This window comes from Methylobacterium sp. 10 (assembly GCF_000519085.1).
Classification (GTDB): Bacteria; Pseudomonadota; Alphaproteobacteria; order Rhizobiales; family Beijerinckiaceae; genus Methylobacterium.
In genome coordinates, this window is sequence record NZ_KI912577.1 from 1,352,533 (window position 1) to 1,366,885 (window position 14,353).

A 14,353-nucleotide genomic window follows, 5' to 3' on the forward strand; every position below is an offset into this window, starting at 1 on the left:
GCAAAGATCTCCCTCACGGGCAAAGATCTCCCTCACGGGCAAAGATCTCCCTCACGGGAATGTGCCCGGGCTACGGGCGGACCGCAGCGGGCTAGGCCGTTGCATCCAGGGCGGGCATGGTCGAAGACCGGGCCGCGCGAAGGCGCGGCGAACGACGAAACGAGGCGCGTCGCCGCCTCGACCCCACCCCTCGATCCGTTGAAGCGAGTGCGATCATGATGAGTTCGACGTTGAAGTCCGTCCTGGTTGTCGGGATGCTCGCCGGATTGCCGGTGACGGAAGCCTCCGCCGCCGTCGGCGGCCGCATTGGGGCCTGCAAGCAGCAGGTGAAGGCCAAGGGCCTGAAGGGCGACGAAGCCAAGACGTTCATAAAGTCCTGCAAGGTCGATGCGCGCAAGGCGTGCAAGGAAGAGGCGAAATCGGCCGGTTCGGACAAGGCCGACCGGCACGCCTTCATCAAGTCCTGCCTGAAGGGCGGCGCCGCGCCCGGAGCCGCCACCGCCCCGGCCGCGCCGATGGCGCCCGGCTCCACCGTGCCCCCCGGCACCGGCATGGCACCGGAGGCGACGCCCCCGGCTCCTAAGCCCTGAAGCGCCAGACGCTGCTGCGCTTGATCTCCGCGTCCTCCAGGGACCGGCTCACCGGCACCTCGTAGGTCGCGAGGATGTCGAGCCGGTCCCTCGGCAGGTAGGAGCGGCCGGGATCGCCGATGAGGATGGTGGCGCCCTGCTCGTGCAGGGCGGCCAGCCAGTCGGTGACGCGGGCGGCGATGTCCCGCTCGTAGAAGATGTCCGCCACCAGGATCGTCGTGACGCCGAGATCGGCGGGCCGCGCACCGATGAGGTCGTCGGCGACGGGCGCGATCCTGTCGCCGACGCCATTGGCCCCGGCGTTGAGGCCGATGGCGGCGATGGCGAAGGCATCGAGGTCGCTCGCCGTCGCATGGGTGGCGCCGGAGAGCGTCGCCGCGATCGCCACCAACCCCGAGCCGGAGGCGAAATCGAGGATGCGCTGCCCGGCGACGAGGTCCGGTCGGTCGAGGATATGCCGGGCCAGGGCTTGCCCTCCCGCCCAGGCGAAGGCCCAGAACGGCGGTGGCAGGCCGATGGAATCGAGCTCGTCCTCCGTCTTCTGCCACAGCTCCGTGGCCTCATCGGCCACGTGCAGCACGATCTCCGGTGCGTGGGGCACGGGCAGGAGCCGGGTATTGGCGCGGATGAAGGCGAGGGGATCGACCGAGGGCGTCACGGGCGCAGCAGATCCGCGTAGAGGCCCGATACGGCCTGCATCACCGCATCCTCGGTAAAGCCCCCCTCGACCACGCGCCGCCGCGCGGCCTCGCCCATCCGCGCCACGAGGAGCGGATCGGCGGCGAGCCGGACCATCGCGGCGGCGAGGCTCCGCGCGTCGTCGGGCGGGACCAACACGCCTTCGATCCCGTCGCGGACCAGCGTCCGGCAGCCAGGCACGTCGGTGGTGAGGAGGGCGCGCCCGCAGGACGCCGCCTCCAGCAGCGTGCGCGGCAGACCCTCGCCGCCCCGCGAGGGCAGGCACCCGACATGGTGCTCCGCCCAGACGGCACTCACGTCGCGGGTCGGGCCGTGCCAGGTGACGCCGTCCCGGCTCCAGGAGCGCAGGGTGTCTTCGGGGATCGCCCTCCGGTTCGAGGAATCCGGCGCCCCGTAGAGGGAGAGCTCCACCGCCGTGCCCTCCGCACGGGCGAGGCGCGCCGCTTCCACGGCTGTGTCGATGCCCTTCGACCATAGCATCCGCGCCACGATGGCGACGCGCAGGGGCGGGGAGGGTGGTTGCGGGCCCGGCGAGAACTGGGCGGGATCGATGCCGGCCCCGCCGACGATGGTGACGGCCGTGTCGGCAGGATCGAGGCCGAGGGCCTGCGCATCGTCCGGGTTCTCGAACAGGAACCGGGTCTGTTTCGAGGCGAGGGGGCCACGGATCAGCTGGCGCAGGGCAAGGCGGCCCATGCGGCCGGCGACGTCGGCGCGCGCGCCTATCAGGCCGAGCCCGGTCAGGGCGTAGACCCGGCCTGAGATGCCCGCCATCGCCGCCGCCGTCCCGCCCACGAGGATCGAGCGCAGCGCGATGCAATGGACGATGTCGGCCTTCAGCCCCTTCAGGGTGGCCGCGAGCTGGCCCGCCGCATAGCCCGCCGCCATGGGGTTGAGGCTCGAACGCTCGGCCTCCAGCTCGACCACGCGTGCGCCCGTCGCCTCGATCACGGCCCGGTGGGCGCGCACGCGGGTCACCACCGCCACGGACAGGCCCATCGCCACGGCGGCCCGCGCCATCGGCAGGAAATGCGAGGCGAAGAACCAGTCCTCGGTGACGACGAAGACGAGACGCTTCATCGGCGCGGAGGAGGGTGAAGGGGACGTGGCCATGACAGGCGCTGTAGCACGCCGCCGCCTCGCGGGAAGCCGGACGGGAGGGTTGGGTGAAGGAAGGTCCGGACGAGACATCGCGCCGCCGGACCAGGGAGGAACGCGGCCCCCGCCTCGCCGGTTGATCGGTCCTGACAACCAACCGGGAGGCGAGGAATGGCGGCGGATCGCGAAGAAGACGGTGTCGTCGCCGATCCCCGGGATGCCGCCATCGAGGCGGGACTGGCCTATGTGAATGCCGACCGGCCGGGGCTGACGCGCCGCAAGAGCGGAACGGGTTTCTCCTATCGCGATGCAAAGGGGAAGGCCGTCCGCGACCCCAAGATCCTGCAGCGGATCCGGTCCCTGGCGATCCCGCCGGCCTATACCGACGTCTGGATCTGCGCCCGCGCCAACGGCCACATCCAGGCCACGGGCCGGGACGCGAAGGGGCGCAAGCAGTACCGCTACCATCCCGATTTCCGGCAGGCGCGCGACTCGACGAAGTTCGAGCACATCATGGCCTTCGCCGATGCCCTGCCCGGCATCCGCGCGCGGGTGGACAAGGATATGGGTCGTCGCGGTCTGAGCCGCGAGAAGGTGCTGGCCACCGTGGTCCACCTGCTCGAAGCGACCCTCATCCGCGTCGGCAACGACGATTACGCCCGCACCAACAAGAGCTACGGGCTCACCACCCTGCGCGACCCCCATGTGACCGTCGCGGGCGCGGAGCTGACGTTCCGCTTCAAGGGCAAGAGCGGCAAGATGTGGAACCTGTCGGTGAAGGACCGGCGCGTGGCCCGCATCGTGAAATCCTGCCAGGACCTGCCGGGCCAGGAGCTGTTCCAGTATATCGACGATGCGGGTGAGCCGCGGGACGTCACCTCGGCCGACGTCAACGCCTATCTGCGCGAGATCACCGGGCAGGAGATCACCGCCAAGGATTTCCGAACCTGGGCCGGAACCGTGCTCGCGGCCCTGGCCCTGCAGGAATTCGAGGCGTTCGACAGCGAGGCCAAGGCCAAGAAGAACCTTCGCGCGGCCATCGAGAGCGTGGCGTCGCGGCTCGGCAACACGCCGACCATCTGCCGCAAATGCTACATCCATCCCGAGATCCTCGACGGCTACCTGGAGGGCGCGCTTCTGCTTCAGGTCGCGAATGCGGTGGAGGACGAGTTGCGGACGGATATCGCCCGGCTGAAGCCCGAGGAGGCGGCGGTTCTCGGATTGCTGCGGGCACGTCTCGACGCGGCGAAGGGCAGGGTCTCGGTGAAGGCCAAGGTCACGCCCAGGAAGGGGAAGGCGGTGCCGCGCAAGGTGCGGTCCGGTCCGGCGGAATCCGGGGCTCGGGCCGCGGCATAGGTTGGGCTTCGCAGCGCTGCCCCGGCGGAAGGGGGAAGATCTTGCCCTCAACTCGCCTACTCTGTTCACGCATCTGCCCTTATCGGCAGAGCGCGTCCCTCTCCACCTTGTGGGGAGAGGTTAGGAGTGGGGGTGGTTCCGCCAGCCTCCGCAGCAGCAGGAGGGTCACCCGACCACCCCCACCTCCAACTCCTCCCCACAAGGGGGAGGAGGGCAGGGTGCCGCAGCCTGCGGACTCTGTGAACCAGTAGCCCACGCCGCAGGGCGGTCGCCCGGCGTCCTATCGCGGCCGGCCCGTCCCCTCGCGCTGCCTCAGTGGCGCGCCATCGTCTCGATGACGGTCTTGTGGCCATGGTGGCTGGATTCACTCTTGCTCTGGCGTGGCGTCTCGCTCTCCACCACCGGGGCCAGACCCAATTGCCGGGCGAGGCAGACGAGGTCCTTCAGCCGTCCGGTCTGCGTCTTGCGGCGCAGGTTGAGCCGATGCGTCTCCACGGTGCGGACGCTAAGGCTGAGGCGGCGCGCCACCTCCTTGTTGCTGAAGCCGGCACTGAGGAACCGCAGGATCTCCGCCTCGCGCGGGGTCAGCCCGTCGCCGGCTTCCACCGGGCCGGATTCCGCCGTGTCCGCAACGCCTGCATGAGCCAGCCGCACGATCGTTGCGCTGATCTCCCGTGGGGTGGCCGATTGCGCCACCACCGCATCGGCACCCGCCTCGAGAAGGTTCCGCAGGGTTTCGGCGGGAAGGCTCTGGAAGGCCGCCAGCACGCGCAGGTTCGGATGACGCTTGAGCGCGGCGATCCGGGCGAGGGCGCTCTTCGACACGGTCTCGGGCAGGAACACCAGGGCGACGACGCTCTCGGTGCCCGGACCGCCCAGGGGCAGATCGGCCTCGCCTACTGTATGCAGGCTGGGCTCATGCTCCAGGAAGGCCCGCAGGACAGGCCCGAGCCCCACCGGTTCGTCGACGATCAAAACCCCCACGGCCTGGTTCATGCCGCTCCCCCCTCTGTCCCATCGCGATACATCGCGGTCGGGCTGGTCAAGAGCAGTTCAAATCCCGTTCCATGGGAATATTCGTCGAATCCGGGCGGCGCCTCGCGAATACACGGGCGTATTCTACGAAAACGGGCCCGAAAATCGCGTCATCTCGGTTAACGCCGGCGGATGCGCGGCCATGGCCCGAGGGCGCCTGTCTCGATCAGGAACAGCCCGGTTCGAAATGGGATTGGGATCAGCCCGCCCGGGCGAGGACGAGGTCGGCGGCGGCGGAGATCACCCGGTTGCGGCCCGTGGTCTTGGCCTCGTAGAGGGCGATGTCGGCCCGCTTGATCATGGCCTCGATCGTATCGCCCTCGCACCATTGGCTGACACCGAAGCTGCAGGTGAGCCGGATCGGGGTGCGGGCGCCGCGGATGCGCAGGGCCTCCACCAGGCGGCGCAGCCGTGATGCAAGTGCCTCGGCATCGGTCACCGGCCGATGCGGAAGCACGATGCCGAACTCCTCGCCGCCGAGCCGCCCGACGATGCCCTCCTCCGCGATGGTCTTGCAGACGCTCTGGATCGCCGCATCGCCGACATCGTGGCCGTACTCGTCGTTGATGCGCTTGAAATGGTCGATATCCACCAGGATCGCCGACATGTCGCCGTGGTTGCCCACGCGGTCGGCGGCGTCCCGCACCCGCTGCAGGAAGGCGCGCCGGTTGAGGAGGCCGGTGAGCGGATCGGTCTCGGCGAGGCGAATCAGCTCGCTCTGCATGGTCGTCAGTCGGTCCGCCGCCCGCATGCGGGCATGCAACTCCTCGGCGCCGGGGGGCTTCTCGATGAAATCGTCGGCGCCGCTGTCGAGGGCCTCGGCGAGATTGCGGGAGTTGCGGGCCGAGGACATGGTGATGACGTAGAGCGGCCGGTTCGTTTCGGCGATCAGCCGTGCCGACCAGCACAGTTCGAGGCCGCTCAAGGGGCGGACTTCCAGGCTCGTGATCAGGACGCGCACGGTGGGCGTGTAGGTGACGAAGTCGAGCGCCGCCTGGGAATCGGTGAAGACATCGACCGTATGGCCCTGCGGCTCGAGCATGCCGGCAACGACTTTCAGGACAACGCGGCTCGTATCGACGATGACGATATGCATGTCCCTGGTCGCCCGTCCCGAAATTTCATGTTGTTCTTCAGCATGGCGGCGACAGATTAATATGTTGCCAAGACGACCCGCCCACATGAGTCGATCCGGGGCCGGGTGCGAGGAGGATCGCCGTGCGGTCGGCCTCCTCGGAGGGCAGAGCGCCGGCACCCCGTCATCGACGGTTGAACGGCGCGCCTGCGGCTGGTAGCTAGCGCATCGGGCCGGATTAGCTCAGAGGTAGAGCAGCGGTTTTGTAAACCGAAGGTCGGGGGTTCAATCCCCTCATCCGGCACCATTCCCCCATCGCTGATGCCGATCGGATGCCCATCTCGGGGCCGGACCGAACGCGGACTTCTTTAACGATAACGCGCCATGAAGAGGCGGTCGGGAGATTTCGGTCGTCCGTCCATGTCGGCACGTCGGGAACGAGGGCGGAAACCCATGCGGATAGGTGTTGCGGCGGGTGTGCTCGCGGCGTTGAGCGTCGGGATGGCGGCACATGCACAAGGTTTCGCTCGGGGCACCGAGGACGGCGCCGAGCGCGGCGGCAACATCGCCGGCCCCCTGGGTGCGGCCGTCGGCAGCGTGATCGGGGGTGCGGTGGGGACCGCCAACGAGATCCTCGGGATCGATCGCCGAGAGCGCTTCAGGATCTACACGCGCGGTGAGCGTCGCCCGTCCTTCGCCTACCGTGGCAAGGTGCATGTCGGCGCCGTGCTGCCCGAGGGCGGTATCGTCTATTACGACGTGCCCCCCGAATTCGCCCTGAAAGGCTACAATTACACCGTCGTGAACGATATCCCTGTGCTGGTCGAGCCGGGCACCCGCCGGATCGTCGAGGTGATCGACTGAGGACGGCGCACGTCCGCCACGGCCGTTCGTTTCCCATCCCAACCGGTCCGGGCGTCCCGGCGGATGGCCCGCGTGGGCGACCGCAGGGCCGCCCGATCCAAGCGCCGATCCAAGAGCCGCCTATGGCGAACGCCGTTGCGGCGCAGGGACTCCGGTGACCGGGTCCGAGCCTCCATGCGACGGCCCCGATGCGGCGGATGTCATCAATTGACAGTCACGCTGCATTGAAGCGGGAATGGAAATCCAGTCATGCTGTTGCGACAGGCATGAGACTGTCTCCGACTTCGGGTCGAGGTATGGTCATGGACCGTTGGGGCACCATTCACCAAGTGGGCGACGAAGCGTCCGAAAGGCGACGCAACCGACATTCCGTTCGGTATCGCGTAGGGTGGCCCCATGGCTGACGATGTCTCCAACCGAGAACCCACCATCGGTCACGCCATGAAGGCGGCGGATGCAGTCGAAGCTTTGGTGGTCGATGACGAGCGGTACCGCCTGCTGGTGGACAGCATCGTCGATTACGCCATCTACATGCTCGATCCGCAGGGACGGGTGGCGAGCTGGAATCGCGGCGCCCAGCGCTTCAAGGGCTACACCGACGCGGAGATCATCGGCGAGCATTTCTCGCGCTTCTACACCGACGACGACCGGGCCATCGATCTGCCCGGCCGGGCTTTGAGGATCGCCGCGACCGAGGGGCGGTTCGAGCAGGAGGGATGGCGCGTCCGCAAGGACGGCAGCCTGATGTGGGCCCACGTGCTCATCGATCCGATCCGTGGCGAGGACGGCACCCTCGTCGGCTACGCCAAGGTCACCCGCGACCTCACCGAGCGACGGGCCGCCCTGGCCGCCCTCGAACGGAGCGAGCAGCATTTCCGCCTGCTCGTCCAGGGCGTGCGGGACTACGCCATCTACATGCTCGACCCTCAGGGAAAGGTCACGAGCTGGAATCGCGGCGCCCAGCGCTTCAAGGGTTACACGGACGACGAGATCATCGGCGAGCATTTTTCGCGCTTCTATACCGACGAGGATCGCACCTCGGGCCTGCCCGCCAAGGCGCTCCGGACCGCGGCCACCGAAGGCCGTTTCGAGGCCGAAGGCTGGCGCGTCCGCAAGGACGGCACCTGTTTCTGGGCGCATGTCGTCATCGATCCGATCCGGGGCGAGCATGGCGAACTCATCGGCTTCGCCAAGATCACGCGGGACGTCACGGAGCGGCGAAACACCGAGCGGACCCTGGAAGACACCCGTGCACGCTTCGTCCAGTCGCAGAAGATGGAAGCGATCGGCCAGCTCACCGGCGGTGTCGCCCACGATTTCAACAACCTCCTCGCCGTCGTACTCGGCAATCTGCATCTCGCCCGCAAACGCCTCCCGCCGGATCGCAAGCTGCTGCAGCTGGTGGAGAACTCCATTCAGGCGGCCGAGCGGGGCGCCACGTTGACCAAGCGCATGCTCGCCTTCGCCCGCCAGCAGAAGCTGGAGACCGGCCCCGTGGACGTGCCGAAGCTCGTGTGGGGCATGGCCGAGTTGCTGAAGGGCTCCATCGGTGCGGGCATCTTGGTCGACATGCTCTTCCCCCCGGAGCTGCCCCTCGCCAACGTCGATGCCAATCAGCTCGAACTGGCCCTGCTCAATCTCGCCGTCAACGCCCGCGATGCCATGCCGGAGGGCGGCACGATCACCATCGCCGCGCGTGAAGCGATGGTCGCCCGCGACGAGGCCCCTGGTCTCGGCCCGGGACGCTACGTCTGTCTGTCGGTCACCGATACGGGGGACGGCATGGACGAGCAGACCCTCGACCGCGCGACCGAGCCGTTCTTCACGACCAAGGGGGTCGGCAAGGGCACCGGGCTGGGTCTCTCCATGATCCACGGTTTCGCCGAGCAGTCGGGCGGCCGGCTGTTTCTTAAAAGCGTCCCGGGCCAGGGCACGATTGCGGAGCTGTGGTTGCCCGAGGCCGAGGCGGGTGAACCGGGAAGGGGGATGCCGGAAGCGGGCCTCTGCTCGTCCTCAACGAGGTCGTTGAGGGTGCTGGTGGTCGATGACGACCCGCTGGTCCTGATGAACACGGCGGCCATGCTGGAAGATCTCGGTCATGTGGTGAAGGAGGCGGCGTCGGGTCCGCAGGCCCTGCACGTCCTCCGCTGCGCCGAACCGTTCGATCTCGTGATCACGGACCGATTGATGCCGGGCATGAACGGCACGCAGCTCATCGCGGCGATCAGCCAGGAATATCCTGGACTGCCGGTCATCCTCGCGAGCGGCTACGCTGACCCGACGGAGGGCGAGCACGCCGATGACGTGCGCTTGACCAAGCCATTCGGGCAGGAGGAGCTGTCCCGGGCTATCCAGACGAGATTGCAGGCCGAACGCCGGATCCTGGCGTTCCGGCCGGTGGCGGACGAGACCGGCGGCTCCCCCGGCGCGATGACGGCCGGGGCCGGCCCTCGTCTCGGCTGATCGGACGAGCGCGCGGGTTCGCCCACCCGACGAATCCGGATTGTCCAAAGCCTGAATCCCCTTGGCGCCAAGGGGAAAGGCCCCGATGAGACGAACTCATCGAGGCCCGGTATGAGATGATTTCCGATCGTCGGGGCTCTCAGAACCCCATGGCGACTTTCAGCGAGCTGACGATCGTCGCGATGAGGGCCAAGGCGAAGACGCCGATCATCGCATAGTTGAATCGTTTCATCTGCATCGACGAACCCTCGTCGACCGATCAGCAGCGGTTCCCACCGGAGGTCTGGCCGTATTGCTGAACCGGGAAGTTCTGCTGGTTGGCGTTGCCTTCGGCAGCCGAACTCATCGGGCAGGTGGCCGGGTTGCGCGAGAAGACATCACCCCGAGACTGGAACGAGCCCGTCGTCTCGACATCGTAAGGCGAGAACCCCGTGTAGCGCGACGTGCGATCGTAAGCCATCGCCGACGAAATCGAAGAAACACCAAGAACAAGGGCGGTAGCGATGGCGGCAATACGGGTCTTCATGGGGGTGACGTGGCTCCTATAAGCTGCAGATCTGGAATGAGGTCTGCTTGTTGCTGTTGGAAATGAATATGGGGCGCCATCTCCATTCTTGGCGTGCTCGCGCGCACGCGCTGTCACGGATTATAAAGCGCGCCCCGCTGTCATGGATTGTAACGCGCGCCGCGCTTCCGCCTGACCCGCTCAGACGACGAGGCGCGCCTCGACCAGATCGATCTCCCGGACGAGCCGCCGCAGCACCACGTCGTCGATCGCCTCCGAGCGGCGCAGGCGATAGAGGGCCTGGCGCTCGGCTTCGATGCCGGCGAGGCGCAGGCGCTTCTCGGTGAGGGCGAGCTGCTTGATGCGGCTCACATCCTTTCGCGGCTCCGCCGTTGCCGCTTCCAGCCCCTCGTAGCGGTCCATGGCGCGGGCACTGGCTTCCACCGCGATGGAGGCATCCTCCTGCTCCTCCACGAGCCGATGCTGCAGGGCCTCGATGGCCTTCACGGCGTCGTCGCGCGCGGCGGCGCGGGCGGCGTCCTCCTCGGAATCGTGGCTGGGCTCGGGCGGAAGGCGCAGGCCCCGCAGCAACGGGGGCAGGACCGTGCTCGCGAGGAGGAGCGAGGTCAGGATCACGCCCATGGCCAGGAGGATCGAGAGGTCGCGCGCGGGAAACGGCGTGCCGTCCTTCAGGGTGAGCGGCAGCGTCAGGATACCCGCGAGGGTGATGGCACCCTTGACGCCCGCCAGGGTCGTCGCGGCCACGAGGCGCAGGGTCGGCGTCTCTCGTCGATCGCCGCTACGACGCGCCTTCATCAGGACGAACTGGAGCGAGACCCAGACCCAGACGAAGCGGATCGCCATCAACCCGGCGGTGATGGCCAGGATCCAGGCGACGAGCCAGCCGGCCCCCTGGACGTCGGCCTGCTTGACGGCCTGTCCGAGGACCTCCGGCAACTGCTCGCCCAGCAGGACGAAGATCGAGCCGTTGGCCGCGAGGGCCACCGTGTCCCAGACGGCGGTGCGCCGGACGCGGGTGGCCCCCAGGCTGCGCCCCTGGATCTCCACATAGGTCATGGCGATGCCGGCCGCGACGGCGGCCAGGATGCCGGAGGCATGGACGTGCTCGGCGGCGAGATAGGCGCCGAAGGGCGTCAGCAGGCTGAACAGGATCTGCAGGCCGGGATCCTCGCCGGTGCGCCGCCGCAGCAGGTCCTGGGCGCCCATGAGGAGGAAGGTCGTCGCGGCGCCGATGCCGATTCCGCCCAGCGCGAGCCACACGAAGGTGGTCGCGGCCTGCGGCAGCGAGAAGGTGCCCGTGAGGGCGGCGGCGATGGCAAAGCGCAGGCAGACGAGGCCGGTGGCATCGTTGAGGAGGGCTTCGCCTTCGAGGATGTGCATGAGGCGCCGCGGGACCGGGGCCTGTGCCGCCACGGACGAGACCGCGATCGGGTCCGTCGGCGACAGGACGGCCGCGAGGGCGAAGGCCACCGCCAGCGGCATCCCCGGGATCATGCCGTGGATCAGCGCGCCGATGCCGAGCACCGTCAGGACCACGAGGCCCAGCGCGAGGGCCAGCACGGTCTTGCCGTCACGGAACAGGTCGCGCTTCGGGATGCGCCAGCCATCGAGGAACAGGAGCGGCGGCAGGAAGACGAGGAAGAAAATCTCGGGGTCGAGGGCCGTGCTCGGAAGTGGTCCGAGAGCGAGGGCCACGCCGATGGCGATCTGGATCAGCGGCAGCGGCAACGGAAGCAGGCGGCCGAGGGCGCCGCTGACCAGGACGGACAGAAGCAGGGCCAGTACGACGGTAACGCTTTCCATTCGCCTCTTTCATACATGGGCCGGCGGGGCTGACGGCGCCTCGACCGGGTTGACGTCATGACCCCCGATGCCCGTCGCGGTGCGCGCTGACCGGGGGGGGGCTCGGCGGAGTGGGCGTGCCGCCCGGATGTCCACGGGCATCCCATGACGGGCGGTCACGTTCCAGTGATCGTTCGGCACGCCCTTGACGTCCGATCGCGGCTGAATTCGTAGCAGCGCATGGGCGGCGACGTCCGGCGCGATCCCTTGAATGCCCGCCTTACACTGCATGCCTTGGAAGGAGGCAGGCTGCCCAGCAAGATTGCAAATTCGCAGGATGCAGCGCAGTATCCTGCTGGTATACCAGAAGGCGCAGCCTGCAATCGCAGCTTTTGCCTGCAAGTTGGGCGCATTGCGCACGTGGAGGGGAGACGGGATGTCCCATATCGCCGGTCCCGGTCGCCATATCGGCAACCTGCTCGCATCCCGGCTATTTCGGCCGATCCTGGCGGGGGCGACCCTGCGTGAGCGTCTCATCGCCTGCCTCGGTGCTCTCCTCGGCATCGCGCTGACCGGTCTCGTCAGCGGCTGGATCGTTGGGGAAGGCCCGCATATCCCCCTGATCGTGGCTCCCATGGGGGCGACCGCGGTGCTGCTCTTCGCCGTGCCGGCGAGCCCCCTCGCCCAGCCCTGGCCGATCATCGGCGGCAACACGATCTCGGCCCTGATCGGCGTGACGGCGGCCTATTTCATCCCCAATCCCGTCCTCGCCATCGGCGTCGGCGTCTCGCTCGCCATCGCCGCAATGTCGTTCACGCGCTGCCTGCATCCGCCGGGCGGCGCCGCCGCCCTGACGGCGCTCATCGGCGGGTCGGCGGTCACCTCGTCCGGCTTCCTGTTTCCCTTCGTCCCCGTCTGCCTGAACTCCATCATCCTGGTCGGCCTCGGCATCGCCTTCCATCGCCTGTCCGGGCGCACATATCCTCACGTCCCGGCCGCTTCTCCCGCCAACCCCCACGGGACGGCCGACCTGCCCCCTCCGCTCCGCGTCGGCTTCAACGCCAGGGACGTGGACGCGGCGCTCCAGTCCTTGAACGAAACCCTCGACATCGACCGGACCGATCTGGACCGGCTGCTGCGGGAGGTCGAAAGCCAGGCGTTGACGCGCACGCACGGGACGCTGGACTGCGGCACCGTCATGTCGCGGGACGTGGTCACGATCGGGGTGGACGAATCCGTCGCGAAGGCGCGCGAGCTTCTGCTCAAGCACAACATCCGGACGCTGCCCGTGGTGGATGGAGCCGGCCGTCTCGCGGGAACGCTCGGCCTGCGCGAACTCGCCTTGCGCGGCGACGGGGCCATCGCGCAGGTCATGTCCGAGGCCAGGACGGCGATGGCGGACGAGCCGGTTCTCTCCCTGGTCGAGACGTTGAGCGACGGACGCACGCATGCCGTGGTGGTCACGGCCGAGGATCGCCGCATCCGCGGGATCGTCACCCAGACCGATCTGCTGGCGGTCCTGATGCGCCTCGTATCCACCAAGGCCCTCGAACCCACCGGCCCGCAGATGTCGTGAGCGGCCCGTCGTCGGGGCGGGCATGGCCCGGATGTTGCCTGAGAGGCGCTTCCCTCCCACCGTTACAGCACGGGTTCGGGCCGATGCACGACACGCCGCTTCTTCTCAACCTTCTCTACGCGATCCTGATGGCGTCGAGCATGATGATCACGTGGCAGGTCCACCGGCTTCTCGGCCGCGCCTGAACGAGACGCGGCCGGCGCCGCCCTCAGAGGTTCTTCTCCAGAACCTTCACCACGGCATCGACCCGGTCCTTGTATTCGGCGACGTTGGAGAAGGGCCGCCAGTTCACGTCGAGGGTGCCGCCCTCGAAGGTCAGCCCGTTGGGGTAGTTCGAGGCCGGCGCGGTCTTCTCGTCGAACCGGATGCGGATCGCCTTGAGCTTCTGACTGAGGGCGTCCCGGCCCATCTTGTCCTTGCCGACCTCCTTCAGCCCGGCGGCGATGGGCTCGAAGATCGTCTTCCCGAAATAGCCTTCGTCCGCATAATATTTGGCATCGCCGGGGATCGTCAGCTGGTCCCAGGCGACCTCCACCGGCACGGGCATGCCCGCCGCGTCCTGGATCGCCTTTTCGTAGGCGGGGTAGCGGTCCTGCCGGTAGGCGGCGATCGCCCGGCGCTCGGCGAGGCCCACGGTCGGCTCGGCCCAGGCCGCCGATGCGGAGAGCAGGACGAGGGCGGCGGCTTCGAGAACGTGGCGGCGTGACATCATGCGGCGGTTCCTTCGTGGTGCGGCGGCCCTGGATCACGGGCCTGGGGTGACGGTTCGACGGCCGGAGCGGGGAGCCTTCAGGAGGACGCCCGGCGGTTGCGGATCATCCCGGCGATGCCCAGCACGATGATGGCGGCCAGCGCCCCGGTGATCCCCAGGAAGGTGAGGGTCCGGTTCCACAACCGGTCGAGGCCGAGATCGGTGGTGACGAGGTCGGGACGGCCCGCATCGGTCATCACCCGGATGCTGTAATCGCCCACATGCAGGCCCGTGAACACGTAGTTCACCCGGCGCGCCACGGTGCCCGTGGGCGTGCGCAGGTTCAGTGTCGCGTCGCAGATGTGGATCACGATCTTGGCGCTGCACTTGCCGTCCGTCACCCGTGCGTCGGCGACGGGATGGGCCGTGTCGCGGATCTGCCAGTCCGAGAGCAATGGCGGCGCCGTAAAGACGAGGCAGGCGCCCAGGAGGCCGGCCAGCGCCGCGAGGCCGAACAGCGTCCAAAAGATGTTGCCCCAGCCCTGGCGGGGAGGAGGAAGGCGCAAGGGTTCCGGGCTGTTCGCGGGAGCGGTCATGG

At 68.2% G+C, this 14,353-nt stretch carries 13 protein-coding genes and 1 tRNA gene; 6 read left to right on the forward strand and 8 right to left on the reverse strand.

Features of this window, described 5'->3' with window-relative positions; all coding sequences use genetic code 11:
- Positions 1 to 215 precede the first annotated feature (215 nt).
- Positions 216 to 590 carry a PsiF family protein gene (locus K368_RS0106185; RefSeq protein WP_027171640.1) on the forward strand — a complete coding sequence of 125 codons (375 nt, stop codon included), beginning with the start codon at positions 216 to 218 and terminating at the stop codon, positions 588 to 590.
- On the opposite strand, the gene K368_RS0106190 is transcribed toward K368_RS0106185, so the two are convergent.
- Both K368_RS0106190 and K368_RS0106195 read right to left on the reverse strand, forming a co-directional pair.
- Complete coding sequence (locus tag K368_RS0106190) at positions 580 to 1,248, reverse strand: methyltransferase (protein WP_027171641.1); 669 nt, start codon at positions 1,246 to 1,248, stop codon at positions 580 to 582. The two genes, K368_RS0106185 and K368_RS0106190, sit on opposite strands and share 11 nt — an antisense overlap.
- Positions 1,245 to 2,402 (reverse strand): glycosyltransferase family 4 protein, encoded by a 1,158-nt coding sequence (locus K368_RS0106195; protein WP_027171642.1) that lies wholly within the window; start codon positions 2,400 to 2,402, stop codon positions 1,245 to 1,247. Before K368_RS0106195 ends, K368_RS0106190 begins: the two co-directional genes overlap by 4 nt.
- Positions 2,403 to 2,558: 156 nt before the next feature.
- Between K368_RS0106195 and K368_RS0106200 the strand changes: the two genes are divergently transcribed.
- Positions 2,559 to 3,743, forward strand: a complete 1,185-nt coding sequence (locus K368_RS0106200; protein ID WP_027171643.1) for a DNA topoisomerase IB — start codon at positions 2,559 to 2,561, stop codon at positions 3,741 to 3,743.
- Between the two features lie 312 nt (positions 3,744 to 4,055).
- Here the strand turns inward: K368_RS0106200 and K368_RS0106205 are convergent, their stop codons facing one another.
- Both K368_RS0106205 and K368_RS0106210 read right to left on the reverse strand, forming a co-directional pair.
- Positions 4,056 to 4,739 carry a response regulator transcription factor gene (locus tag K368_RS0106205; protein WP_027171644.1) on the reverse strand — a complete coding sequence of 228 codons (684 nt, stop codon included), beginning with the start codon at positions 4,737 to 4,739 and terminating at the stop codon, positions 4,056 to 4,058.
- Between the two features lie 238 nt (positions 4,740 to 4,977).
- Positions 4,978 to 5,874 (reverse strand): diguanylate cyclase, encoded by an 897-nt coding sequence (locus K368_RS0106210; protein WP_027171645.1) that lies wholly within the window; start codon positions 5,872 to 5,874, stop codon positions 4,978 to 4,980.
- A gap of 211 nt (positions 5,875 to 6,085) precedes the next feature.
- Here K368_RS0106210 and K368_RS0106215 point away from each other — a divergent pair.
- The 3 genes from K368_RS0106215 (at position 6,086) to K368_RS24010 (ending at position 9,180) form a co-directional block, all read left to right on the forward strand.
- A tRNA-Thr gene (locus tag K368_RS0106215) sits at positions 6,086 to 6,160 on the forward strand.
- 146 nt (positions 6,161 to 6,306) lie between these two features.
- Positions 6,307 to 6,717, forward strand: a complete 411-nt coding sequence (locus K368_RS0106220) for a DUF1236 domain-containing protein (RefSeq protein ID WP_027171646.1) — start codon at positions 6,307 to 6,309, stop codon at positions 6,715 to 6,717.
- Positions 6,718 to 7,158: 441 nt separating this feature from the next.
- Positions 7,159 to 9,180, forward strand: a complete 2,022-nt coding sequence (locus tag K368_RS24010) for a PAS domain-containing sensor histidine kinase (RefSeq protein WP_036266779.1) — start codon at positions 7,159 to 7,161, stop codon at positions 9,178 to 9,180.
- Positions 9,181 to 9,439: 259 nt separating this feature from the next.
- On the opposite strand, the gene K368_RS0106235 is transcribed toward K368_RS24010, so the two are convergent.
- Both K368_RS0106235 and K368_RS0106240 read right to left on the reverse strand, forming a co-directional pair.
- Positions 9,440 to 9,706: a hypothetical protein gene (locus K368_RS0106235; protein ID WP_027171647.1), complete on the reverse strand. Its 267-nt coding sequence runs from the start codon at positions 9,704 to 9,706 to the stop codon at positions 9,440 to 9,442.
- A 180-nt stretch (positions 9,707 to 9,886) separates the two neighbouring features.
- Positions 9,887 to 11,509, reverse strand: coding sequence for a Na+/H+ antiporter (locus tag K368_RS0106240; protein WP_027171648.1), 1,623 nt, complete (start codon positions 11,507 to 11,509; stop codon positions 9,887 to 9,889).
- Positions 11,510 to 11,924: 415 nt separating this feature from the next.
- Here K368_RS0106240 and K368_RS0106245 point away from each other — a divergent pair, with 415 nt between their 5' ends.
- On the forward strand, positions 11,925 to 13,064 hold the full coding sequence (locus K368_RS0106245) for an HPP family protein (protein ID WP_051439779.1): 1,140 nt from the start codon (positions 11,925 to 11,927) through the stop codon (positions 13,062 to 13,064).
- Positions 13,065 to 13,272: 208 nt separating this feature from the next.
- Here the strand turns inward: K368_RS0106245 and K368_RS0106255 are convergent, their stop codons facing one another.
- Together K368_RS0106255 and K368_RS0106260 are read right to left on the reverse strand one after the other, a co-directional pair.
- A complete protein-coding gene (locus tag K368_RS0106255; RefSeq protein WP_027171650.1) occupies positions 13,273 to 13,776 on the reverse strand; it encodes a hypothetical protein in 504 nt (167 codons plus the stop codon).
- A 77-nt stretch (positions 13,777 to 13,853) separates the two neighbouring features.
- Complete coding sequence (locus K368_RS0106260) at positions 13,854 to 14,351, reverse strand: hypothetical protein (protein WP_027171651.1); 498 nt, start codon at positions 14,349 to 14,351, stop codon at positions 13,854 to 13,856.
- Positions 14,352 to 14,353: the final 2 nt, after the last annotated feature.